Genomic DNA, 22,699 nt, shown 5'->3' with positions numbered 1-22,699 from the left:
CTCTTCCCGCCGAGCGCGGTCAAGAGAGTGGCGCTCGACGGTGACGAGTGCGCGGACGCATCGTGAGCCACAGACCGTGAGGACACGACCGCTGCGATCCGGTCAGAAACCGACCATAGCCCCGAGGAGGTTCGCCGCCTCGACCAGCGACGTGTCGAGCGCGAACACGTAGTTGTGGACGAGAGCGAGGACGACGAGTTCGACGGCTGTCACGGCGACCGTCACGCGGGTCGCCCACGCACTCGACGTGGCGACGCCGGTCGGAAAGCCGTACTCGGCGGTCGAAAACGGGTAAAAAAGCGCGATCCCGCGCTTCGAACCGAGGACGTCGAGCACGTAGTGGGTGGCTACACCGATCCAGACGAACTGGAGGTTTCCGAAGAGGTAGGGGAACGCGAGGAAGATCGCGAGAACCGGCAGATTGTGCAGCGTCTTCCGGTGGCGACCGAAGGCGGTGTCGACATCGGGAAAGAGCGCGCCGAGCGTGACCGGAATCGACAGTTCAACCATCTTCCAGACGACGTCGCCGAGTGCCGCCGCGAGCGCGGCGGGCGTAACGCCGGCCTCACCACCCACGAGCGGCCCGGCCGTCGGGTCGAGTGTGATGATGAATCCCAAACCGATCGCCAGGAGTGCCCCGTTCAGCACGTGTCCCTCTTTGTTCATTGGGTGTGACTGCGTCGGCAGCCCGTACAAACGTTGCGTCTCCCGCTCCGTCGCGGGATTTCACCCGGAGCAACGGTCCTGCGCGTCCGAGTTGTCGTCGTCGGTACCGCGGTCCCCAGCAGCCGCGTCGTGGAGCAGCGAGAGCGCCCGTCTGGCGATCCGCTCTTTGATCTGTGTGCGAGAGCCGTCGAACTCGAACCGCGCCACGCGGGTGTAGGAGTCGCCAGTGCCCCACTCGCCGCGGTAGGCGAGGCCGATGTAGACCGTGCCGACGGGCTTCTCCAGTGTCCCGCCGTCGGGGCCGGCGATACCGGTGGTCGCGAGTCCCCAGTCGGTCCCGGAGCCGTCACGGACGCCTGCGGCCATTTCGCTCGCGACGGGTTCTGAGACTGCGCCGTGGTCGTCGAGCGTTTCGCGAGCGACCCCGAGTTCGGTCAGTTTCGCCTCGTAGGAGTACGTCACGATCGAGCGGTCGAAGTAGTCCGAGGACCCGGGGACGTCGGTGAGGAGTGACCCGATCAGTCCACCGGTACACGACTCGGCGACGGCGACGGTCGTGTCCACCTCGCGCAGCGCATCGGCGACGCGTCTCTCGATTGGTGGATCGGAAGCGAACTCTCGCATATCCACTCCGAGGGTGCGGATCGATAAAGAACGTGTGGAGCGACCGTTAGGGCTGCCAGCGGAATCAGGTCGCTGTGGGCTCAGACGACAGGGACGACGAAAGACACACTTGCCCGGCCGTCGTGGCCGAAGACGATGACAGAGACGGACGACGCGTACGACGAACCGCTCTTTTTCCGCGTCATCAAGTACGCCGAGAACGCCGACCGCGACGTCGTCGATATGGTCTCGGGCAACCCCGACTGGGAACCGCCAGCCGCGCTCCGCGAGGGGCTGGCGGACTACGCCGAGGCCGATCCGCCCGAGCTCCAGTACCAGGCGAGCGAGGGACTCCGCGAACTCCGCGAGGAGATCGCCGCCCGCCGGAACGTCGACGTCTCGCGCGTCATCGTCACCAACGGCGCGGGCGAGGCCAACTACCTCGCGATGGCGGCCGGAATGGAGCGCGGGACGGGATCGGACTTCCTCCTCACCGATCCCGTATACCCGTACTACCCGGGCAAGGCGACGATGCTCGGCGGGAGTTCGACGCGCGTTCCCGTCCACGAGGACGGCCACGTCGATGTCGCGGGGATGCGCGAGGCCGCGTCCGACGAGACGGCGGCGATCGTCCTCAACACGCCGAACAACCCCACGGGAGCGGTGTACGACATCGAAGCGGTCACCGCGCTGGCGGACGTCGCCGCCGAAGTCGATGCGCTGCTCGTCGTCGACGAGGTGTACGACCACTTCGACTTCACCGGCCGGTTCGAGAGCGCACTCACGCTGGACCGTGATCACGTTATCGTCACCTCGTCGTTCTCGAAGTCGATGGGGATCACGGGGTTTCGAGTCGGCTACGCGGTCTTCCCCGAGCGGTTGGTCGACCCCGCGCGCACCCGCCATATGCTCGTCAACGTGACCGGGAGTCGGCCGGCGCAGACTGCCGTTGCGCACGCGCTTCGAGAGACGCCCCCGTCGTACTACGAGTCCGTCCGCGACACGATCCGCGGGCGGATCGACGCGCTCACCGCGTCGCTCGACACCATCGGCGCAGACTACACCACGCCCGAGGGGGCGTTTTACGTCCTCGCGCGCTTCGCAGACTTCCCCGGGACGATGGCGAACGTCGAACGCCTGATCGAGGAGGCGGGCGTCGCGGGGATGCCCGGCGAGGCCTTCGGCAACGCCTACGACGACTGGATCCGGGTTTCGCTCTGCACCGACCGCGTCGACGAGGCGGCCGGCCGGCTAAGGAAGTACTTCGAGAGCCGGTGACAGGACGCGCCTGCCGCGGATCATCTGTCGAGGGAGCCGACGGCGGTGCCGAGGAGGAAAAGCCCCGCGCCGACGCCGAGCGCGAGGAGGGCCCGCCGGTCGCCGGGCGAGGCCGGCAGTACCGCCCCGGCGTCGCCGCCGACCAGCCCGATCCCGCCGATCAGCGCCAGCGTCACGCCGGAAATCTCCATCGCGGCGGCCGCCGACTCCCTATCCATCCTCCGACTCCGACTGGAAGACCCGATTCGACTCGCCGCGATACCGCTTCAGTCCCTGCTCGACGCCGACGGCAACGGCGGAGGCGATCCCGACCCAGGCCATCGTGACGACGAACAGGAGGACGAAGAGCGTCGTCAGTCCGGAGGGCATCAGGCAGTCAACTCGGAGCGCCGGAAATATACCTTGGTATGTGCAGTATATATCGGTACGGTCGGATCATATCAGAGTTTATTATCGAGGCCACGATCGATGGTGGCGGATGGTTCCCCCGCTCGCTCCCCTCTCTCCGAAGCGGTACTTCCGGGAGCGCGACGCCTCCGCGAATCGGGCGCTCGCCGTGGTCGCGCTCTCGGCGCTCGTCGCCAGTCTCGCGATGCTCCCCGTCGGCTGGCTCCTCGCGACGAGCTTCGACTCGTCGACGACCGTCCCGAACCCCGATCATCCCGAGGGGTCGCTCTGTGAGTCACGCGACTACCCGAACCTCAGCGTCGACGGCGAGACGGTGACGTTCGGGACGCCGGAGGACTGTGCCGAGCCCGCCCGGATCGGCGTCAGATCGGTCGTGTGGCGAGTCGTCGCGATGGAAGCGCTCGGACGGGGGATCGCGCTGTGTCTCGCGTGGGTCGGGATCACCGCCGCGCTGTACGCGCTGGCGCGTCACTCGTTCGAGACGGGACGGGAGGCGATCGCGATCGCCGGCTGGGGGACGGTGCCCTGGGCGGCGAGCGCGCTCGTCGTCGCCGGCGTCCTGGTCGCCACGGTGGACCCGTCGGCCCTCCGAGCAGCCGGCGGTTCGGCGTCGGCGACGGCCGACGCGCTCGCCGCCCAGCTCCGGGCCGCGCTTCCGATGACGCTCGTTCCCCCGGCGCTCGCGACGGTCTGGACGGGATGGATCCACTATCACGGCCTCCGGGAGCTGACAGCCCTCTCGTCGCGCCGCGCGCTCGAACTCGCCGGCGTCGTGAACGCGAGCGGCTACCTCCTGGTGTTGACCCAGACGCTCCTCAGCGTGTGATCGAACAGAGGTCACCCGCCGATTCCGTCTCCGCGACCGGCGAGGCGTTTATTGCGCTCGACGATCGTACTAGTACTGGGTACGATCCGAGTACCCATCCGGCCGTGTTGGGCGTTGACCGCGCCCGAGACACCGGATCCTGACCACGGTCGGGGACGGCGTGTTGTCTCCAGACCCACCCGCGGTGAACGATCGTCCCCGACCGACCCGACGGCCGAGAGCCGCCGCTGTGTCTGCCGACCGAGAAGTACACAAGTCCCCGACGCGTCCTCCCGCGTATGTCCAGCATCGACGTCGACGCAGTCGACGAAGCCGAGGACGACGAGTCGGATGGCAGCGACGAGAGCCACGATCACACCGTCGACGTCGAGGCGGTCGATCGGGTCGAAACGGCCGACGTCGCGGGGTTGCCGGACGAAGTCGACGCCCCCGAGTACATCCTCTACGGCGGGAAAGGTGGCGTCGGCAAGACGACGATGGCGGCCGCAACGGGGCTGGCCTCCGCGGCGGCCGGAACCGCGACGCTCGTCGTGTCAACTGACCCGGCGCACTCGCTGTCAGATACCCTCGACGTCGACGTACCCGCTGATCCGGCGCGCGTCCGCGAAGACGTTCCCCTGTACGCGGCCGAAATCGACCCGGATTCGGTCGTCGCCGGCCCGTTCGGGGCTGGCGGCCAAGCCGGGGGCGAGGGGCAAGAAGCGGCTGGATCAAGCGGGTTCGAGCAGGGCCCGGACGTCGACGGTACCCCCTTCACCGGAGACGAAGGTGGGGGTGCTGCTGGATCGGGTCCGGTGGGCGAGTCGCCTTTCGGCGACCTCGGCGGGATGGAGGATCTCCTCGGCGGGGCGATGGGTCCCGGTTCGATGCCCGGTGCCGACGAGGCCGCAGCGATGCAGCAACTGCTCGAATATCTGGACGACCCGCGATTCGACCGGGTCGTCGTCGATACCGCGCCGACCGGGCACACCCTCAGGCTGCTCGAACTCCCGGAGATGATGGACTCGATGCTCGGGCGCATTGCGAAGATGCGACAGCAGTTCTCGGGAATGATGGAGGGGGTAAAGGGAATGTTCGGGATGGGATCGGACGATCAGACCCCGGAGATCGACCTCGACGAACTCCGCGAACGGATCGAGCGACTCCGGGCAGTGCTTCGAGATCCCACGAAGACCGACTTCCGCGTCGTGATGATTCCCGAAGAGATGAGCGTCGTCGAAACGGAACGGCTCGTCGAGCGCCTCGACGGCTACGGGATTCCGGTCCAGACGCTCGTCGTCAACCGCGTGATGCAGGACCTCGCCGACGTGACAGGCGCCGACGTCGACGAGCGCTGGGTCGTCGCCCCCGACCTGGAGCACTGTGAGTTCTGTCAGCGGCGCTGGCAGGTCCAGCAGGACGCGATCCAGCGCGCGACCGACCTCTTCCGGGGGCGATCAGTGAAGCGCGTCCCGCTTCTCGCAGAGGAAGTTCGTGGCGAGGACGCGCTTCGTGTGGTCGCCAACTGCCTGTCGTAGGGCTCCCGACCGCAGCTCTCGCTCAGAGTTTCCGGAGGTACCGGTACGCGGTGTCGAGCCACCGAGCGGGGAGGTAGCGGGCCAGTGTCGCGATTCGCGCGGCCGTCCCAGGCTGGTAGCGCGCCCGGGGCTTCGTCGAGGAGGCGGCGTTGACGATGTCTTCGGCGACGCGCTCGGGGGGAATCGCCCCGAGGCCACCGCCGCCGATCAGCTGGGTTTCGTCGAAGAGTTCGTAGAACGATTCGTACGCGCCGGAGCGTTCCACACCGGCGATTTCGGAATCCGGACTGTCGCTATCGTCGCCGTGGACCTCCTGGTCTACGCGGTCGCGGAAGTTCGTCTCGACCGGGCCTGGCTCGATCACGGCGACGTCGATGCCGTACTCGTCGACCTCGTTGCGGAGCGCGTCGCTCATCGCTTCGAGCGCGAACTTCGAACCAGCGTACACGCCGCCGCCGGGGAACGAGATCCGCCCGGCCGCGCTGGAGACGTTCACGACCGTCCCGTCCTCCTGCTCGCGCATATGTGGCAGGACGGCGCGGATCAGCCGGTGCGGGCCGTAGACGTTCACGTCGAACTGTCGGTGGACCTCGTCGGTGGGGACGTCTTCGAGCGGGCCCATCTGGCCGAATCCGGCGTTGTTGACCAGACAGGAGATGCGACCCTCTTCGTCGATGATCCGGTCGACGACACGGTCGACGTCGTCCTGGTCGGTCACGTCGAGCGTCGCGATGCGACAGCCCTTCTCGCCGAGCGTTTCGATGTCTGCGGGGTTGCGCGCCGTCGCGTACACGGACCAGTCTTCGTCGAGGAACTCGTGTGCCGCGGCGCGGCCGATCCCTGACGAACAGCCGGTGATGAGGACCGTCTTGGGATGCACGCCCGGAGTGACGACCCACGCGGTGGTAAATCCCCGGTTCGTCGCCGCCGTGCGTGAATCGGCCGTCCCACGGCCACACGCTTAACTTTCTGCCCGGGCAGTTCCGAGTATGCAGTTCGACCGACGCGCCGGTGTCTTTCTCCACGTGACGTCGCTCCCCGGCCCGCACGGGATCGGCGATCTGGGGCAGGGCGCGCGGCGCTTTCTCGACTGGCTCGCCGCCGCGGAGCAGTCCTACTGGCAGTTCTGTCCGCTCGGCCCGACAGCGCCGATCCACGGCGATTCACCGTATCAAGCCTACTCCGCGTTCGCCGGAAACCCGCTGTTGGTGAGTCTGGAGCGACTCGTCGACGCCGGACACCTCAACCGCGACGACCTCGCTCCGGTCCCAGAGTTCTCCGAACACGACGTCGAGTACGACCGGGTCCGGGAGTACAAAACCGGACGCCTCCGGATGGCGGCCGAGCGGTTCCACGCTGACGCCGACGCGGCCGAGCGGGACGCGTTCGAAGCGTTCTGCGAACGCGAGTCGGCGTGGCTCGACGACTACGCGCTGTTTATGGCGTTACGGACGCGCCACGACGGGGCGTGGACCGACTGGCCCGGACCGGTCCGGACGCACAATCCCGACACCATCGCGGAGTCCCGCGCGGACCTCGCCGACGAAATCGCCTACCGGAGGTTCGTCCAGTTCGTCTTCGACCGACAGTGGCGCGCCGTTCGCGAGTACGCCCACGAGCGCGGGATCGATCTCGTCGGGGACCTCCCGATTTACGTCGCCCTCGACAGCGCCGACGTGTGGGCGAGTCCAGAGGCGTTCGACCTGAGCGATGACGGGCGACCCGCGGCCGTCGCCGGCGTCCCGCCGAATCCGGGCGATGACGGCCAGCGCTGGGGAAACCCGGTTTACGACTGGGAGTCGCTCCGCGCCGACGGCTACGGCTGGTGGCTCGATCGACTGGAGCGACTGTTCGAGTTGGCCGACGTCACGCGGATCGATCACTTCAAGGGCTTCGACGAGTTCTGGGCGATCCCTACCGATGCGGACGCGCCGTCTGCGGGTGAGTGGCGCGACGCGCCCGGTCACGACTTTTTCGAGACGCTCGCCGGTCACTTCGACGACCTCCCGTTCATCGTCGAGGACCTCGGCTTCGTAGACCAGGGGCTCGTCGACCTTCGAGACCGCTTCGGCTTCCCGTCGATGCGCGTGCCCCACTACGCCGACTGGTGCCAGCAGGGTGATATGTACCAGCCGATGCACTACCCCGAGAACAGCGTCGGCTACACCTCCACCCACGACACGGACACGGTCATCGGGTACTTCGAGTCGCTCTCGGCCGAGCAGCGGAGCTGTCTGGAGTACAACATCGGCGCGGACGGGTCGGAGATCAACTGGTCGCTGATCGAAGCGGTCTGGCGCTCGGACGCCGTCCTCGCGTTCACGGCGCTACAGGATGTCCTGGGGCTCGACAGCCACGCCCGGTTCAACGAGCCCGGGACCACCCACGGCAACTGGACGTGGCGCGCCACTGCCGAGGCGTTCACCGATCCCCTCGCTGATCGGCTCGCCCGGATCACTGACGAACACATCCGGAACTGACTGGAGTCGTTTGGTTGCGAACAGTCGGCACTCGCGTCGCATCCCCGCGCCGGTCGTGCCGAACAACCGCTGCCCGACGCGGGATCCGTCTCAGCGCATACCGCGAGTGGCCGCGGGGTCCGACATAAACCTTCGTCGGGAGGTGGACGATGTCGCCGTGTTGCTCCCGGTCCGGTGTTGCTCCGATGGCCGTCGGTCTCGCATCGAAACCCCGATACGCGCCGCTTTCTTTCCTCCATCGATGACCGATCCGTCGACGACGTTCGAGTCCGGCGCACTTTCGCTCTCGGAGATCCCTGGACCGTTCGACCTGCAGGCGACGCTGGAGAGCGGGCAGTCGTACCTCTGGGACCGTGCGGACGGCCGGATGTACGAGTCGATGGACGTCTACGGCGGTGACGTATGGTACGAGACGGTCGTCCCGCCGGTTGAGGGCGTCACCGACGAGGACGTCGTCGTCCGCATCCGCCAGCGCGACGGCGAAATCGAGTGGGAGGCGACGGCCGATCCGGTCCCGCTCCTGACGCATCTTCTCCGACTGGACGACGACCTCGATGCGATCTACGGAGCGACGCCCGACGACGACCTCATCGAACGGGCGTACGACGCCTACCATGGAATGCGGCTGGTCCGCGATCCGCCGTTTCCCTGTCTCGTCTCGTTCATCTGCTCGGCCCAGATGCGTGTCTCGCGCATCCACGGAATGCAACTCGCACTCGCGCGCGAGTTCGGCACACCCTACGAAGTCGGTGGCGAGACGTTCCGGGCGTTCCCCCGCCCGGACCAGCTGGCCGCCCGGACCGAAAAAGAGTTGCGAGAACTCAAACTCGGCTATCGGGCGCCCTACGTCCAGCGGACCGCCGAGATGGTCGCCGACGACGAAGCCGATCCGCGCGAGGCGGTCGGCCTCCCGTACGAAGAGGCGCGCGAGTCGCTGACGCGGTTCGTCGGCGTCGGCGACAAGGTGGCGGACTGTGTGCTCCTGTTCTCGCTCGGCTATCTGCAGGCGGTCCCGCTCGACACGTGGATCCAGAGCGCGATTGCCGAGCACTACCCCGAGTGCGATTGCGGCAACTACACCGAGACGTCGCGGGCGCTCCGCGAGCGACTCGGTGGCGAGTACGCGGGCTACGCTCAGACGTACCTCTTCTATTACCTCCGAGCGCGGGGCGAGTAGCGGCGAACGCTCGTTCGCAGCGGCGAACCTTTGATGCCGTCGGCGGTGCTACTGTGCAGTATGGACTGTAGAGTCGTCGTGGAGGCCGCCATCCCGGTGTACGACGTGACGACGCCAGACGAGGCGATCCGCATCGCCATCTCGAAGACGGGCGAGATGCTCAACCCGGATCTGAGTTACGTCGAGATCTCGATGGGGTCGCGGACGTCACCCGCCGGTGAGGAACTGCCGCCGGCGTTCATCGCCGCCGACGAGGCGCTCGTCGCCCTCGAACTGGAGATGACGGTTTTCAACGTGGAACAGCAGGAGCACGCGACGCGCATCGCTCGCAAAGAGATCGGTCAACGCTTGGAGAACGTCCCGCTGAAGGTGCTTAGCGTCGAGCAGATCGAAGACGACGGGGACTCGAAGTCTGAGACGGACGCCGACACTTCGACCCAAGAGGCGAGCGACACGGACGAGGAGGTCGAGGACGAGTCGGACGACGACCTCATCCCCGAGTTCGACGACCTCGTCGAAGACGGCTGAGCGACTGCGGCGGCCCCGGCGCGATCTTTTGGACAGTCTGGACGAACATTTTGTTTTGCGTGGCGACGGGCACGGTCCAAAGCGAAATAGCGAAAAGAACCGATACAATCGTGTATCAGCAGCCACTATGGTGACATATGACCCAATCGACGCTGTACGAACGGCTCGGTGAACACGGCGGGATCCGTGCGGTCGTCGACGACTTCTACGACCGACTTCTCGAGGACGAGATGGTGGGACCATTGTTCGAGGACGCCGAGATGGAGCGGCTCAGACAGACCCAGACGGATTTTCTGTGCGAGGCGGCCGGCGGCCCCGAGACGTACGACGCGGCGCCCGTCGAGGAGGCACACCTGCACGTCTCGTTCACCGAGGCACACATCGAGCGCGCAATCGAGCACCTGCAGGCCAGTGTCGACGCCCACGACGTTCCCGAATCGGACGCAGAGGCCGTCGTGGGTGCCGTCGCGTCGTATCGTGCGGAGTTGCTCGCAAGCGAGGACGACGACTGAGACGGCGATGCGAGTCGAGACTCAGCGCCGACGAGTCTCGCGCGCAGCGCAACGAACCGGGATTTCGGCGCTGCCGCTGGGTCGTGAGAGTGAGTAGAGAAGTGGTGTAAGTCGTCGGAATCAGTCAGCAGCGGCAGCGACGCGATCCTGTTCGACCTCGTCCATCGAGGACGTGATCCCCTTGACTAATTTAAACACAGCGGCTTTATGATCCGTTTTCGACTTGTGGATCGATGTCGGTCGGACGCCGAGTTCGTTGTATGCTTCGAGCGGGACTTCTTCGTCTTCCCACGATTCGACCTGAGTATGTACCTCTGCAAGCAGGCCGTGAAGGTGGATGAGCTCCTGCTTCTTCATAAGCAACCAAGGGTTAAAACCGGAAGAATATATTACTATCCTGAGTCTCGTTAACACACAACTGTGCGATTCGGGGGGTAAAACGGCTGTATTCGACCGATTTACCGTTTTCAATAATGAGGGTTGTCGGGATCTCCGCTAACGCAGCGCTCACGTGTATATGAACGCTTTACATCTCGCGCGTCCTTGGCCCGAATATGGATTACCAGGATCAACTCGATCGAGCACTTGAGCAGTCTCCCGACATCGCGGAGGGTGACAAACGGTTCGAGGTCCCCGAACCGGACGTGCGACCCGAGGGTAACGTTACCGTCTGGGAGAACTTCGAGTCGACCTACGACCGCCTCGCGCGCGGTCAGGACCACCTCGTCCGATTTATGCAGTCTGAACTGGGAACGAGCGCGCAGATCGACGACCGCGGTCGGGCGCGGTTCACTGGCGATTTCAAACAGCGACGCGTCGAAGATGCGCTCGAAACCTACGTCGACGACTTCGTCACCTGTAGCGAGTGCGCATCGCCCGACACACGGCTCGTCGAGGAACAGGGAACGACTGTGTTGAAGTGCGACGCCTGCGGCGCGCTCTCCTCGGTGCCGGACCTCTGAGGGTCGTCCAGACTGGCCGGACTACTCGCTACCCGCTCGGACCGAGAGGCGTCCGCACGAGGAAACAACAGGACCGCTGCTACTCAAACTGCTTGACCGCGTCGAGGTCGCGTTCAGTTCGCATAAATTCCGCGAGCCGGCGGGTTGTCCCGCAAGCAGAACACGTGAAGTTCTCACGGTGCCCGGGCAGCGCAGTCGGTTGCGCCTGCCAGTCTTTGCTACATTCAGGACACAGTAGCCGCACAAACGCTTCGACCATAGCCGAGGGGACTCTCGGTACGTCAATAAAGGTTGGTGAGTGAACGGCCGAACTCCGCTTGGGCCCCTCCCAGAGAACCGAGTTACGCGACCGCGCCGGCGTCGTCGGGTTCTTCGACTTCGAGCAGTTCCTTGTAGCGGTTCCGGATCGTGACCTCGGAGACGTCGGCCACCTCGCTGACCTCGCTCTGGGTCACCTTCTCGTTGGTGAGGAGCGCCGCCGCGTAGACTGCGGCTGCAGCGAGGCCGACCGGCGACTTTCCGGAGTGGATGGCCGCGCGCTTGGCCTTTCGGAGCAGTTCGCGCGCCGTCCGCTCAGCCTCGTCTGAGAGGTCGAGATCGGAGGCGAACCGCGGCACGTACTGCTCGGGGTCCGCGGGTTCGACCTCCAGTTTGAGTTCGCGGACGACGTAGCGGTATGTCCGGGTCAGTTCCATCTTGTCGACGCGGGAGACGCGCTCGATCTCGTCGAGCGAGCGCGGCGTTCCGGCCTGTCGGGCGGCCGCGTACAGCGATGCGGTCGCGACGCCCTCGATGGAGCGGCCGGGAAGCAGGTCCTCGTCGAGTGCGCGACGGTAGATGACAGAGGCGGTCTCGCGGACGTTCTCCGGGAGGCCGAGCGCCGAGGCCATTCGGTCGATCTCGCCGAGTGCCTGCTTGAGATTGCGCTCTTTCGAGTCGCGGGTGCGGAACCGCTCGTTCCAGGTCCGAAGCCGCTGCATCTGCTCTCGCTGCCGCGACGAGAGGGAGTTGCCGTAGGCGTCTTTGTTCTGCCAGCCGATGTTGGTCGACAGCCCCTTGTCGTGCATCAGGTTCGTTGTCGGCGCACCGACGCGGGATTTGCGGTCCCGCTCGGCGCTGTCGAAGGCGCGCCACTCGGGGCCGCGGTCGATCGAGTTCTCGTCGACGACCAGTCCGCAGTCCGAACAGACCGTCTCGCCGCGGGCCTCATCGCTGATGAGCGGGCCGCTACACTCGGGACAGACCTGCTGCTCGTCCTCGGTCTGCTCGGTTTCTCGCTCCTCCGCCTGCTGATTCTCCGTTCGGGATTCGTTGCGTTCTGCTACGTGGTTTCGGGTGTGCGTATCACTCATAATCGGGAGGGGCTCATCCGGGACCGGGAGCAGAAAGAGAGAGTCCGGTCCGAACTGACCTTACAATGTGTAAGGATCTAGCGTATTTAAACCTTTTGCTACGCCAAACTGCCGTCCCACACAATCATTACCACCATAGACGGCCGTATACTGGTGTAACTGTCACAAATAAACCAATTCTCACACATATATATACGTTCCGTATAGAATTGGCCACCTGAGTGACCCGTGAGAACTCGAATCGGGTCCGGCACTGGGGGGCTACTCGTCAGCGTCGAGTAGGTCCCACCGATCGACGATCAGGCCATCGACACCCGCCGCGATGAGGTCTGTCGCGATCCGCGTGTCGTCGACCGTCCAGACGTTGACGTCGAGACCGGCAGCGTGTGCCGCATCGACAATGTCAGTACTGAAAACGAGATTTACCGACGGGTGAACCGCTATGCAGTCTAAACTCGTCGCAATCGACACCGCGAGTCCGGGCTCGTCGAAGAAGAGGTAGCCAAGACTCGCCGTGGGGATCGCCGCGCGGAGCTCGCGGAGCGCATCAGCGTCGAACGACGAGAAGAGAAGGTCGTTTTTTACCCCATCGACCGCCGAGTCGACGTCGGCGGCCATTCCATCGTGCTTGAGTTCGACGTTGACGGCGGTATCGTCGGGGACGGCGTCCAGAAACGGCTCGAGTCGCGGGATCGGCTCCCCTGAGTCGGCGACTGTCAGCGTCTGTAACGTCGCCCAGTCCGTCTCGGCGACCGGCCCGGATGCACCCGTCAGCCGGTCGAGTTCGTCGTCGTGGAAGACGACCAGTTCTCCCGAACCGCAGCGCTGGACGTCGATCTCGATTATCTCGACGTGCGGTGCGGCGCGGGTCGCCGACAGCACCGTGTTCTCTGGGTACTGCGCGGCACAGCCGCGGTGGGCGATCAGCGCGACGTCCCCGGCGGGTCCGTCTGTCGCCGAGTCGTCGGTCGGCGATCCGTCGGTCGTTCCCATCTGTTCACCTCGTCGGCTCGGCTTCGGGAGCGACCCCATCGAAACTGGTGGTCTCGTGCGATCCCGTCGCCCAACCGTCCAGTTCGGTGTCCGGCCGTGCCGAGTGATACAGCGTCTCGCCCGTGTCGGGATCGAACAAGTGGAGCCGTTCCGGATCGAACCCGAGCGACACCGACTCGCCGATGGCGATCTGACTTCGGGGTTCGACTTTCACCCGGATCTCCCTGCCGCCGATCCGGCAGTGCAGCAACAACTGTTCGCCGAGCGGTTCGGTCACGGTCACTTCGGCGGTGAACGTCGCTGCACTGGTGGGGAGCGACGACGCGAGCCCGATGTCCTCCGGGCGGACCCCGAACGAGACTGTCCGGTTTGTCACGCCGAGCGCTGCTGCGTCGGTCGTCCCGGGAAGATCGACGACAAACCCATCGTGGACGGCGGTGAGACCGTCGTCGGTCGAGCGCAGTTCCACCGGAAGCACGTTCATTGCCGGTTCGCCGATAAACTCGGCCACGAAGCGGTTCTCCGGGAAGTCGTACAGTTCCTGCGGCGAGGCGACCTGCTGGAGTTGTCCGTCGTTCAGCACCGCAACGCGGTCGCCGAGCGTCATCGCCTCCGTCTGGTCGTGAGTCACGTAAACCGTCGTGGTCTCCAGTTTCCGGTGCAGTTTGAGCAGTTCCGCACGCATCTGCACCCGGAGTTTCGCGTCGAGGTTCGACAGCGGTTCGTCCAGAAGGAACACCTGCGGTTCCCGGACGAGCGCCCGACCGATTGCGACGCGCTGGCGCTCGCCGCCGGAGAGTTCCTTGGGCTGCCGTTCGAGCAACTCCTCGATACCGAGCGTCTCGGCGGCGTCGGCGACGCGCCGTTCGATCTCTTCGGCGGAGAAGTCGCTCACCGAACGCATCCCGAACGACATATTCTCCGCGGCGGTCATATGCGGGTAGAGCGCGTAGTTCTGGAACACCATCGCAATCTCCCGGTTCTTCGGGGGAACGTCGTTCACGACGCTGTCGCCGATCTCGATTGTCCCGTCGGAGACGTCTTCGAGGCCGGCGATCGTCCGAAGCGTCGTCGACTTCCCGCACCCGGACGGACCGACCAGGACGAGGAACTCGCCGTCGTGGATCCGGAGATCGATCCCGCCGACCGCTTCGACCGAGCCGAATCGTTTCGTGAGGCCGTTCAGTTTGATGTTTGTCATATTACTTTTGTTGGATCGCGAATGTTTCGAGCAGCGGGCGGTGCAGGGCGTACAGGATGACAAGCGGCGGAAGCAGCGCGATGACCGCGCCCGCCATAATCAGCCCCCACTGGGTCAGTCCGGACTGACTCGCTCCCTGAAGATATTTGATGCCGACCTGAATCACCTGTTTCTGCTGGTCACTGATAACGATGAGCGGCCAGAGGTACTGATTCCACGCGTAGATGAACGTGATGACAGACACCCCAGCGATCATCCCCTTCGACATCGGGATCAGCACGCGAAAGAGGAAGCTAATCGGCCCGACACCGTCGAGCCGGGCGTTCTCGACGAGCGATTCCGGGATCGAGAGGAAATGCTGTCTGAACAGGAACACCGCCGTCGCGCTCGCGATGTAGGGACCAGTGATCGCCAGCAGCGTGTTCGCCCAGCCCAGATCCGCCAGCAGTTGAAACAGGGGGACGATCCGGACTGGCACCGGAATCAGGAGCGTGAGCAGGATGAACATAAAGATCGCCCGCTCGTGGGGAAGCCGATAGTAGACGAGTGCGAGAGCCGCGAGCAGCGAGAGGGCGACCTTGCCGACGACGATCACCGCCGACATCACGAACGAGTTGATCATATACTGCATCAGATTGTACTCGGTGAGCGCAGTCCGGTAGTTGGAGAGTCCCGAACTCCCGAAGCCGATCTTCGAGATGTTGTAGACCTCTGTCGGCGTCTGCGTACTCATAAAGATCGCCAGGACGAGCGGGAGCGCCATCAGGAACACCGACGCGATAAGTCCGAGGTGAACGAACAGTTGATCGCCGAATATGTCGGTCACGTCGATCCGCGTCGTGGGCGTCTCAGTCGATTGTGTAGTGTCTGTGGCCATCGTTAGGCGTAGTGGGTGTGGCTGTCAGTGTAGCGGAGTTGGAGGTACATCAGGACCGAGACGATGACGAACAGGACGACCGACTCCGCCGAAGCTTTTCCGAGGCTGCTGAACGCGAAGGCGTCGCGATACAGTTTGAAAATGAGGAGGTTCGTGGCGTTGTTCGGACCACCGCTCGTCATCAGATCCACGAGTGGGAAGGTGCCGAAGAAGGCGTAGATCGTGTTCATCACCACCAGAAACACGAGCGTCGGCGAGATCAACGGGACGTACACGCGATACAGCATCCGGAGCCGCCCGACGCCGTCCAGTTGCGCGGATTCAGTCAGCGACTCCGGGACGTTGTTCAGCGCCGCCGTGAGAAAGATGATGTTGTAGCCCAGTTGCTTCCAGATCGCAACGATTGCGACGACGACGAACGCCTGCGGGCCGCTCGTGAACCAGTCGATCGAGAGCCCGGTCAGCGACTCGACGAAGCTCGTGATGATACCCAGATTCGGGTGCAGCATAAACAGTAGAACCGTTGCCGCGACCGCCGTCGGGAGCGCATACGGCCAGATCGCGATCAACAGGTATCCCGACTCGGCGACCTCGACCTCGAAGAGCAGGTACGAGACGAAGAGTGACGCCGCGAGGGTGCCGATCACGACGGCGGCCGCGAAGGCGAAACTGACGAGGATGCTGATCCGGTACCCCGAGGAGGTTGCGAGTATGATGTAGTTCTCCAACCCGACGAACGTTTGTTTCGTTCCGAGCAGCAGCGTCTGGAAGAAACTCAATCGGAACGTCTGGACCGCCGGATAGTAGAGGAACGCGACGAGAACGATGACTGTCGGCAGGAGGAGTGCTCCGGCCTGCAGCGTGGAATCGTACGGTTTCGTGAATTCTGCCATAGTGTGAAGCGAGGGTGAAAAACGGGTCTCTGGCGATGCTTCGGCGTTAGTTGGCCTTCTGGTTGTACGAATTGAGGGCCTCCTCGGCCTCGGTGTCGACTTGGCCGAGCACATCCGTCACGTTCTGATTCTCGTTTTGAATCATACTCACGTACCCCTCCTCGACGATGGTACGGACCTCGGTGAACGGCCCCATCAGCGCGCCTCGCGTCGCGGGCATATCCTTGGTCTCGCGGAGCTGTTCGATTGCCGTCAGGAAGTTGGGGTTCTTCTCGTAGAACCCTTCGCTCTTCAGTTCGGAGATGGCCTCCTCGCGGACGGGGAAGTAGCCCGTCCCGGTGTGCCACCGCTTCTGTTGTGCGGGCTTCGTGAGCCACGCGAGGAACTCCCCGGCGGCCTGCTGTTTCTCGTCTGCGAGGCTCGCGGGCGTCCACAGCGATGCCCCCCCGATAACGACGCCGTTCCGGGCGCCGCCGGGCGTCGGCAGCCGCATCGTGCCGAGTTCGAAGCCGTTGTCCTTGGCGCCTTTCTTCATCGGCGCGATGCTCGACGTCGAGTACCCGAGGATGCCGGTCTTCTGGGTCAGGAAGGCCTGCTGAGCTTCCGACCACGCCTCGATGCCGGGGTTCAGGTACTGATCCTGCTCGTAGAGGTCGGCCCACCAGTTGAAGACTGACTTCGCGGCGTCGCTCTGCAGATAGAGTTCGGTCGCACGCGAAGCCCGGCCGTTCTCGTTGTTGACGAGCGTCTGGCCCTGTTCGGCAAACCACTGTTCGACGAACCACGAGTGGTTCGGCCACGTCGTCCCCTTATCGACGACGCCCGCCTCAGTGAGCGTGTTCGCGGCGTCGGTGATGCCCTGGAACGTCGTCGGGGGGTTCTCGGGGTCGAGGCCGGCCTCGTCGAAGGCGTTTTTATTGTAGTAGAAGATCGCGTTCGAGGAGTTGAACGGCATCGAATTGAGTTTCCCGTCGATCCGGTAGTAGTTCAGCACCGAGTCGAGATAGTTGTCGAAGTTGACCGAATCGGGAACGATGTCTTCAACCGGGGCGAACACCCCGCTGTCGATCGCCAGTTGCGTCCCGATCTCGAAGATCTGTGCGATTGCGGGCGGATTACCCGCCTGCACTGCTGACGTGGTCGCGTTCAGCGTCTCGCGGTAACTGCCCTTCTGCGTCGCGGTCATCTCGATTCCGTCAGCCTGACTCACGAAGTCGCTGACGAGCGAGTCGACGAGTTTACCTAGATCACCACCCATCGCGTGCCAGAACTTGATACTGACCGCGTTCGTCTGTGCCGATCCGGCGGTGGTGCCGGTCGCGCCACCGCTTTCGCCGGTGCCGTCGGTGCTCGTGCTGTCACTCTGCGAACCCTGCCCCGAACAGCCTGCCAGTCCAGCGATCGTGGCCGCACCCGCACCCTTGATAAACGTCCGCCGAGATCTAGTCGGATCCATTTGAATTCAGGTGTATTCAGCGATTCCCGGTAATAGTAGTTTGATATTTTTACTATATATAAGAATTCGCGTTACGGTTCGTAGATTTTGCCCCCTAGAAGTCTATATTCTATATACTTTCTCGGTCTCGGAATCTGGGTTGAATGGGTGGCCTACCCGTGGCGGGCATCGACCCCCACGACGCTGGTGTGGCGCTAAAAAGTGGCAGCGCCAGCGTGTCACCGATGGAGTCACCGAAATACGTTCGCTAACTGTCGCTGATGAAGAGAGGAGAATGAGGACGGTCGCACCGGTCGTGAGTCGCAGTATGCGTCGCGGGCGCTCAGACGGACTCCGGTTCGACGGGATGCTCGATCGCGCGCAACATTGCGATGACGTTCGCCTCCTCCCCGTCGAGTTGCTGCGGGTACACACCCAGTCCGAAGATGTAGTCGTCGCCGTGGCGGTACTTCGTCACGTGGACGTAGACGTCGATCTCCTGCCCCTGGATCGTCGACGTCGCACTGAACTTCGTGACTCGCGTCTCGGTCCCCTGTACCGTGATGTTCCGTGCGCCGACGCGCTGGACGTCGCTCAGGCCGGAGTACTGCTGCTGGACGAACTGGACCAGCCGCTCGTTGGAGAACTGCCCGATCGGATTGAGTGTCTGTCCGCCGACGTCGGCCGCCGGCGTCGAAACGACGGTAAAGAGGCCGACATCGGTCTCACCCAGCGATCCGACTTCCATACGCTTGGTGTACGGCGTGATGTAGTTCGTCGCCTCGATACGGCGCTCCTGGCCGGCGACCTCGACGGTCCGATTGAACTCGAGTGGCTCCGTTCCGTTCGTGGTGTACCTCGCGTCCTGTGCGGCCGCATCGGCCACGGCGGCGGGGTCGGCCGAGAGGGTGAGCGGTTCGTCGCCGGAGACGAAGCCGAGGCACCCGCTCGTCAACAACAGACCTGCCATTGCGACAGCGGCCAAAGACCGGCGATCGGATGACATTTGCAGAGCCTCCACTCCAGAGGCAATTAAATCCCGGGCACAGCGGACAGCAGTTATGAGAGATACGACACCGCGACCGTGTGCGACCTGGTCTCTGTGGCAATGGTGATCGAGTCGACCAGTTGGTCGCGAACCGTTTCGCGCCACGCCTCAACGGCCTCCTGGTGGCGTCTGCGGTGTTCGTCGCGGGTATATGTCGTCTCCGACACTCGCAGTTCGTCCTCAGTCTCGTCGACGGTCGGGTACGCCGGTGGGCCGTCGACGAACCGCTCCGGCGGGAGCGAGATGGGGGTCGCGTCCGCGTGTTCGCTATGATCAGCGGTCCGTTCGGCGTCATTACCGGCAGCCTGTTCGGCATCGCGGTCGCCAATCGATCCGAGGTCGTGGTTAGCAGTCGATCCGAGGTCGTGGGCTGCGCTCGGCCCAGCGTCGGCGTCTTCGACGACGCCAGCATCGTGGAGTCGGGCCCGCATCCGGCCGGAGAACGGTGGTGTCACCCGGAGTACGATCCGCCGCTGCCGTCGAACTCGTGCTTCGAGTGCGTCGACGACGTCTGTGGTCGTCACTGCCAGCGACCGAATGCGGATCGGACTGCCGGGCGTTGCGGTCGCATCGGCACGATTGTACTCCTCAGGTGTCGGGTCTTCATCCCCGTTATCGCCCGCGTTCATCTCACTCGGCGTACTCGGTGGCCGTCGTGATGGGACCGAGTTCGCCGTCGCACTCGGGACACCGTGCGCGGAACGACTCGGGGGCGACCCGTGAACCGCACTCCTGACAGACGAAAGAGCGTCGACTGCTCATCACGTCCGTTGTACGTGGTAGCGTGTGTTAACTTTTACCGTGATAACGGCGACAGCGTATAGATCCATCCGCCTGTATCGGGGCGAGGCCGACAGTCGGTAACCCCCTCTGTCGCCATCATCACTCCGGTGTTCCAGGCAACACGTCGGTGACAGACGCGGAGCCCGGATCACGTCGTTGGGAGGGCCTACCGAGTGCAAGGCGCGTCGATCGCAGGGAAAACACGTTCGGAACCACCCCCAGAGGTTGGTTCAGATAACGCTCTTCAGAAGTCGATCCGACTTCCCGAGGAAAGGTCGCGTTCCTCCGAGAGGCCCGGTTCGGCGCTGTCCCAGTCGTCGTCGGTGAGGTAGATCGCGTCGTCTTCGACAGTCACCTCGAAGGTATCGAGGACGGCCCCCTCGCAGGGCCCGAAGGTGCAGTGACCGTCGGATTTCTCGAACGTCGCACCGTGTTTCCCGCAGACGAGTTCGTCGTTCCTGACGAGCGCCCCCGACCCTTTGTCGAAGCGGACGTCCCGCCAGTGCGGGCAGTAGTTCGTGTACGCGACGACGGCGCCGTCGTCGCGTCGCGTGAGGATACCCTCGGTGGTCTCGAATCCCTGCGTGGCAGTGAACACGAACGTCTCGTCAGCGGCGACCTCGTCGGCGGCAGCGATACGGCGGTCCTCGTCCATACCCGCGCTGAGGACTAGTGCGGTTCAAGCGTGTCGGTTCGAACGCCGTCGTCGAATATCGAACCGTCGGGGTCGGTCACGCAGTGCCGTTCTCGTCGCCGGTCCTTTCCTCGTCGCTCGACAATCGTTCGCCGTCGTACAACTCGCGTTCGACGCGTGCGTTGTAGACGCGCTGGAACAGCGTCGTGAGCGGGCCGCCCCCAACGTCGATCCCATCGACGGTTTCGACGGGACGGATCTCCCACGTCGTGTTCGTGACGAACGCCTCCGTTGCCCCCCGGAGGTCGTCGAGCGTGAACGATCCCTCTTTGACCGGAATGCCCTCCTCACCGGCGATGTCGATAACCTCCTCGCGGGTGATGCCGGGGAGGATAGGCCCTTCGAGACTCGGGGTACAGAGCGCCTCGCCGTCGACGAAAAAGAGGTTGTTCGTCGCGCCCTCCGCGAGGTGCCCGTCGCTGTCGAGCATCACTGCCTCGTCGGCGTCGGAAACGCGGAGTTCGAGGCGGGCGAGAATCCCGTTGAGGTAGTTGTGCGTCTTCGCGTGTGACGGGAGCGCGTCGTCGGGGATCCGGCGCGTCTTCACCGTCTGAAGCGTCGCCGGTGCGTCCCAGATCGGGTCTGTAGCGACACCGCCGCGCGGGAGCGGCTTCACCTGGATCACGACGGTCGGATGGACCGCGGGCCCGGGCGTGAGTTTGCCCGGCTGGACGCCGCGTGTGATCGAGAGTTTCACGTAGGCGTTCTGGAGGTCGTTCGCGCGAAGCGTCTCCGCGATGCGCCGCTGCAACTCACTGTTCGTCAGCCCGTGGTCGAGCGAGATCGCCGCCGCGGAGTTGGCGAGGCGTTCGGCGTGGCCCTCCCAGCGGAACACCTCGCCGCCGTACGCCCGGAGCGTCTCGAAGACCGCGTCGCCGTACATAAATCCTCGATCACGGACGCTCACGGTCGCCTCGTCGGCGGGGACGAGTTCGCCGTCGACGTGGTACTGGAGATCAGACATCGGGTGAGAAGTGGGACCTCAGGACTGCTCGTTCGCGCGCTCGATCCAGGTCGCGACGCGTGACTCCGAGACGTCGATTCCCTCCGAGACGTCGGCGGAGTCTGCGCCTGCCAGATCGGCCACCGTCTCGATGTCGACGCCTGCGAGGCGCTCGCCATATGCTGGACCGATGCCTTTGATCGTCTCGACAGACGCCGAGTCGGCACCCTCGGTAGAGTCGGACTCCGCTGTGTCGTCTGCGTCTGCTGTGTCTGCCGCGTCGGACTCAGATTCTTCGGATTCGCCGGTGGCTTCGGATTCGTGGGCGACCTCAGATTCGTCAGTGGCTTCAGGCCCCTCCTCGGCTTCGGGGGCCTCTGGCTGAGCGACGGTCTCACCCGGCTCTTTGCCGGCTTCCTCGTCGACGAGCGTCTCTGTCGATGCCGACGCGTCGGTTCCGGATGCGGCCGCGTCGTCCATCGTCTCGACGTCGTCGTCGGAGCGTTCGTCGACGCGCTCTTCACCTTCGTCCGCGGTCTCGACGACTTCCGCCGGCTCTTTGCCGGCTTCCTCGTCGACGAGCGTCTCTGTCGATGCCGACGCGTCGGTTCCGGATGCGGCCGCGTCGTCGTCGGCCTCAGTGCTATCTGACTCCGACGTGTCGGAATCGGCGGCGTCGACAGTTCCGGTGCCTTTGACGGCCGCTTCAGTCGAGGCGTCGGCGGCCGAGCGGTCCACGTCGGCGTCCGGTTCGTGCTCGACGGACACCGTTCCTGTCGACGACGGCCCGGTCTCAGTGGACGGTTCCGACTGGTCTGAACCACTGCCGACCAGCGATCGCAACGACGACAGAATCGAGTCGAGGATACTCATCGGTTTGCGCCTACGGCCGTCGAATATTTAAAAGCGCTTACGTCGTCAGGTGAAATTCCGCCCGTACCGAGCGTACCGCTGGAGTCCGCGTCGGCTTCTCACGCCCCGTCGGGTCGGAATCTAAGCCGGGGGATCGCTTACGACTCCGCGTCCGAATCGGTCGCCGGGTCGTCGTCCGCCGCCTCGGCCGCATCCTGGAGTTGGCTCCGGAGTTGGGGCATCGTCCCGGTGAGGTCGCCGACAAGGTCGCCAGCCTCCTCGATCGAGCCGAGTAACTCCTCGACCGATTCGACCCGGTCTTCCAGCGACTCCGGATCGTCGAACGCCTCGGCGCGTTGGCCGACGATGAAGGTCTTTTTCGCCTGGCGGAGGTGCTCGGCCGCGTCGCCGACGTCGAGCGTCGACTTGAGCGCGTTGAGGACGCCGAGGACGTTGTCCGCTTCGGCTTCCCACACGTCGTCAGGATCCGGGAGCGCGGCCTCTGCGTCCTCAAGATGGGCTTCCACCTCTTCGCGCATCTCTGCGGCGGCCTCGCCGAACAGGTCGTCGTCCGCAAGCGTGCTCTGACTGCTCATAGCAGGTGATTCGAGTCCAGAGGGGTTAAAAACACGCCCGAAAGTGAAAGTGAAATTCCGCGGGTGATCGGCGGT

Annotated in this window: 28 protein-coding genes; 8 read left to right on the top strand and 20 right to left on the bottom strand. The window is 64.5% G+C overall.

Annotated elements, in window-relative coordinates; all coding sequences use genetic code 11:
• Positions 1 to 102 precede the first annotated feature (102 nt).
• Together ABEI27_RS09045 and ABEI27_RS09040 are read right to left on the bottom strand one after the other, a co-directional pair.
• Positions 103 to 666, bottom strand: coding sequence for a metal-dependent hydrolase (locus tag ABEI27_RS09045; protein ID WP_375799075.1), 564 nt, complete (start codon positions 664 to 666; stop codon positions 103 to 105).
• 60 nt (positions 667 to 726) lie between these two features.
• Positions 727 to 1,290, bottom strand: a complete 564-nt coding sequence (locus ABEI27_RS09040) for a CinA family protein (protein WP_375799074.1) — start codon at positions 1,288 to 1,290, stop codon at positions 727 to 729.
• A gap of 135 nt (positions 1,291 to 1,425) precedes the next feature.
• Here ABEI27_RS09040 and ABEI27_RS09035 point away from each other — a divergent pair, with 135 nt between their 5' ends.
• On the top strand, positions 1,426 to 2,547 hold the full coding sequence (locus tag ABEI27_RS09035) for a pyridoxal phosphate-dependent aminotransferase (protein WP_375799073.1): 1,122 nt from the start codon (positions 1,426 to 1,428) through the stop codon (positions 2,545 to 2,547).
• Positions 2,548 to 2,567: 20 nt separating this feature from the next.
• Here ABEI27_RS09035 and ABEI27_RS09030 read toward each other — a convergent pair whose 3' ends face one another.
• Positions 2,568 to 2,765, bottom strand: a complete 198-nt coding sequence (locus ABEI27_RS09030; protein WP_375799072.1) for a hypothetical protein — start codon at positions 2,763 to 2,765, stop codon at positions 2,568 to 2,570.
• On the bottom strand, positions 2,758 to 2,916 hold the full coding sequence (locus ABEI27_RS09025; protein ID WP_375799071.1) for a hypothetical protein: 159 nt from the start codon (positions 2,914 to 2,916) through the stop codon (positions 2,758 to 2,760). Before ABEI27_RS09025 ends, ABEI27_RS09030 begins: the two co-directional genes overlap by 8 nt.
• Positions 2,917 to 3,025: 109 nt before the next feature.
• Between ABEI27_RS09025 and ABEI27_RS09020 the strand changes: the two genes are divergently transcribed.
• Positions 3,026 to 3,781 carry a YIP1 family protein gene (locus ABEI27_RS09020; RefSeq protein ID WP_375799070.1) on the top strand — a complete coding sequence of 252 codons (756 nt, stop codon included), beginning with the start codon at positions 3,026 to 3,028 and terminating at the stop codon, positions 3,779 to 3,781.
• Between the two features lie 278 nt (positions 3,782 to 4,059).
• Positions 4,060 to 5,298, top strand: a complete 1,239-nt coding sequence (locus ABEI27_RS09015) for an ArsA family ATPase (protein WP_375799069.1) — start codon at positions 4,060 to 4,062, stop codon at positions 5,296 to 5,298.
• Positions 5,299 to 5,320: 22 nt separating this feature from the next.
• Here ABEI27_RS09015 and ABEI27_RS09010 read toward each other — a convergent pair whose 3' ends face one another.
• Positions 5,321 to 6,178, bottom strand: coding sequence for an SDR family oxidoreductase (locus ABEI27_RS09010; RefSeq protein ID WP_375799068.1), 858 nt, complete (start codon positions 6,176 to 6,178; stop codon positions 5,321 to 5,323).
• A 109-nt stretch (positions 6,179 to 6,287) separates the two neighbouring features.
• Here ABEI27_RS09010 and malQ point away from each other — a divergent pair, with 109 nt between their 5' ends.
• From malQ to ABEI27_RS08990, 4 genes are all read left to right on the top strand, one after another.
• The gene (malQ, locus tag ABEI27_RS09005; RefSeq protein WP_375799067.1) at positions 6,288 to 7,778 is read left to right on the top strand and encodes a 4-alpha-glucanotransferase; all 1,491 of its coding nucleotides are present in this window, start codon (positions 6,288 to 6,290) and stop codon (positions 7,776 to 7,778) included.
• A gap of 241 nt (positions 7,779 to 8,019) precedes the next feature.
• Positions 8,020 to 8,955: a DNA-3-methyladenine glycosylase family protein gene (locus ABEI27_RS09000; protein WP_375799066.1), complete on the top strand. Its 936-nt coding sequence runs from the start codon at positions 8,020 to 8,022 to the stop codon at positions 8,953 to 8,955.
• A gap of 60 nt (positions 8,956 to 9,015) precedes the next feature.
• The gene (locus ABEI27_RS08995; protein WP_375799065.1) at positions 9,016 to 9,483 is read left to right on the top strand and encodes a DUF555 domain-containing protein; all 468 of its coding nucleotides are present in this window, start codon (positions 9,016 to 9,018) and stop codon (positions 9,481 to 9,483) included.
• Between the two features lie 137 nt (positions 9,484 to 9,620).
• On the top strand, positions 9,621 to 9,995 hold the full coding sequence (locus ABEI27_RS08990; protein WP_375799064.1) for a group 1 truncated hemoglobin: 375 nt from the start codon (positions 9,621 to 9,623) through the stop codon (positions 9,993 to 9,995).
• A 120-nt stretch (positions 9,996 to 10,115) separates the two neighbouring features.
• Here ABEI27_RS08990 and ABEI27_RS08985 read toward each other — a convergent pair whose 3' ends face one another.
• Positions 10,116 to 10,352, bottom strand: coding sequence for a UPF0058 family protein (locus ABEI27_RS08985; protein ID WP_375799063.1), 237 nt, complete (start codon positions 10,350 to 10,352; stop codon positions 10,116 to 10,118).
• A 197-nt stretch (positions 10,353 to 10,549) separates the two neighbouring features.
• Here ABEI27_RS08985 and ABEI27_RS08980 point away from each other — a divergent pair, with 197 nt between their 5' ends.
• On the top strand, positions 10,550 to 10,957 hold the full coding sequence (locus ABEI27_RS08980; RefSeq protein WP_375799062.1) for a translation initiation factor IF-2 subunit beta: 408 nt from the start codon (positions 10,550 to 10,552) through the stop codon (positions 10,955 to 10,957).
• A 79-nt stretch (positions 10,958 to 11,036) separates the two neighbouring features.
• Here ABEI27_RS08980 and ABEI27_RS08975 read toward each other — a convergent pair whose 3' ends face one another.
• From ABEI27_RS08975 to ABEI27_RS08910, 14 genes are all read right to left on the bottom strand, one after another.
• Positions 11,037 to 11,216, bottom strand: a complete 180-nt coding sequence (locus tag ABEI27_RS08975) for a hypothetical protein (protein WP_375799061.1) — start codon at positions 11,214 to 11,216, stop codon at positions 11,037 to 11,039.
• Between the two features lie 82 nt (positions 11,217 to 11,298).
• On the bottom strand, positions 11,299 to 12,309 hold the full coding sequence (locus tag ABEI27_RS08970) for a transcription initiation factor IIB family protein (RefSeq protein WP_375799060.1): 1,011 nt from the start codon (positions 12,307 to 12,309) through the stop codon (positions 11,299 to 11,301).
• A 261-nt stretch (positions 12,310 to 12,570) separates the two neighbouring features.
• Positions 12,571 to 13,302 (bottom strand): glycerophosphodiester phosphodiesterase, encoded by a 732-nt coding sequence (locus tag ABEI27_RS08965; protein WP_375799059.1) that lies wholly within the window; start codon positions 13,300 to 13,302, stop codon positions 12,571 to 12,573.
• A 4-nt stretch (positions 13,303 to 13,306) separates the two neighbouring features.
• Complete coding sequence (locus ABEI27_RS08960; protein ID WP_375799058.1) at positions 13,307 to 14,503, bottom strand: ABC transporter ATP-binding protein; 1,197 nt, start codon at positions 14,501 to 14,503, stop codon at positions 13,307 to 13,309.
• Position 14,504: 1 nt separating this feature from the next.
• The gene (locus ABEI27_RS08955; RefSeq protein ID WP_375799057.1) at positions 14,505 to 15,380 is read right to left on the bottom strand and encodes a carbohydrate ABC transporter permease; all 876 of its coding nucleotides are present in this window, start codon (positions 15,378 to 15,380) and stop codon (positions 14,505 to 14,507) included.
• A gap of 2 nt (positions 15,381 to 15,382) precedes the next feature.
• Positions 15,383 to 16,273, bottom strand: a complete 891-nt coding sequence (locus tag ABEI27_RS08950) for a carbohydrate ABC transporter permease (protein ID WP_375799056.1) — start codon at positions 16,271 to 16,273, stop codon at positions 15,383 to 15,385.
• Between the two features lie 46 nt (positions 16,274 to 16,319).
• Positions 16,320 to 17,729, bottom strand: coding sequence for an ABC transporter substrate-binding protein (locus tag ABEI27_RS08945; RefSeq protein ID WP_375799055.1), 1,410 nt, complete (start codon positions 17,727 to 17,729; stop codon positions 16,320 to 16,322).
• Between the two features lie 322 nt (positions 17,730 to 18,051).
• Positions 18,052 to 18,678, bottom strand: a complete 627-nt coding sequence (locus ABEI27_RS08940; RefSeq protein WP_375799054.1) for a DUF6517 family protein — start codon at positions 18,676 to 18,678, stop codon at positions 18,052 to 18,054.
• 89 nt (positions 18,679 to 18,767) lie between these two features.
• Positions 18,768 to 19,385: a hypothetical protein gene (locus ABEI27_RS08935; protein WP_375799053.1), complete on the bottom strand. Its 618-nt coding sequence runs from the start codon at positions 19,383 to 19,385 to the stop codon at positions 18,768 to 18,770.
• Position 19,386: 1 nt separating this feature from the next.
• Positions 19,387 to 19,518 carry a hypothetical protein gene (locus tag ABEI27_RS08930; protein WP_375799052.1) on the bottom strand — a complete coding sequence of 44 codons (132 nt, stop codon included), beginning with the start codon at positions 19,516 to 19,518 and terminating at the stop codon, positions 19,387 to 19,389.
• 265 nt (positions 19,519 to 19,783) lie between these two features.
• Positions 19,784 to 20,194 (bottom strand): Rieske (2Fe-2S) protein, encoded by a 411-nt coding sequence (locus ABEI27_RS08925; RefSeq protein ID WP_375799051.1) that lies wholly within the window; start codon positions 20,192 to 20,194, stop codon positions 19,784 to 19,786.
• A gap of 76 nt (positions 20,195 to 20,270) precedes the next feature.
• Positions 20,271 to 21,197, bottom strand: coding sequence for an aminotransferase class IV (locus ABEI27_RS08920; protein WP_375799050.1), 927 nt, complete (start codon positions 21,195 to 21,197; stop codon positions 20,271 to 20,273).
• Between the two features lie 18 nt (positions 21,198 to 21,215).
• Complete coding sequence (locus tag ABEI27_RS08915; RefSeq protein ID WP_375799049.1) at positions 21,216 to 22,049, bottom strand: helix-hairpin-helix domain-containing protein; 834 nt, start codon at positions 22,047 to 22,049, stop codon at positions 21,216 to 21,218.
• Positions 22,050 to 22,186: 137 nt separating this feature from the next.
• Positions 22,187 to 22,624, bottom strand: a complete 438-nt coding sequence (locus ABEI27_RS08910; RefSeq protein WP_375799048.1) for a DUF5790 family protein — start codon at positions 22,622 to 22,624, stop codon at positions 22,187 to 22,189.
• Between the last annotated feature and the right edge of the window lie 75 nt (positions 22,625 to 22,699).

The organism is Halobellus sp. (assembly GCF_042218505.1).
Taxonomy (GTDB): Archaea; Halobacteriota; Halobacteria; order Halobacteriales; family Haloferacaceae; genus Haloquadratum.
Note: the sequence above shows the minus strand (reverse complement) of the source record. Positions and strands in the feature narration are given on the sequence as shown.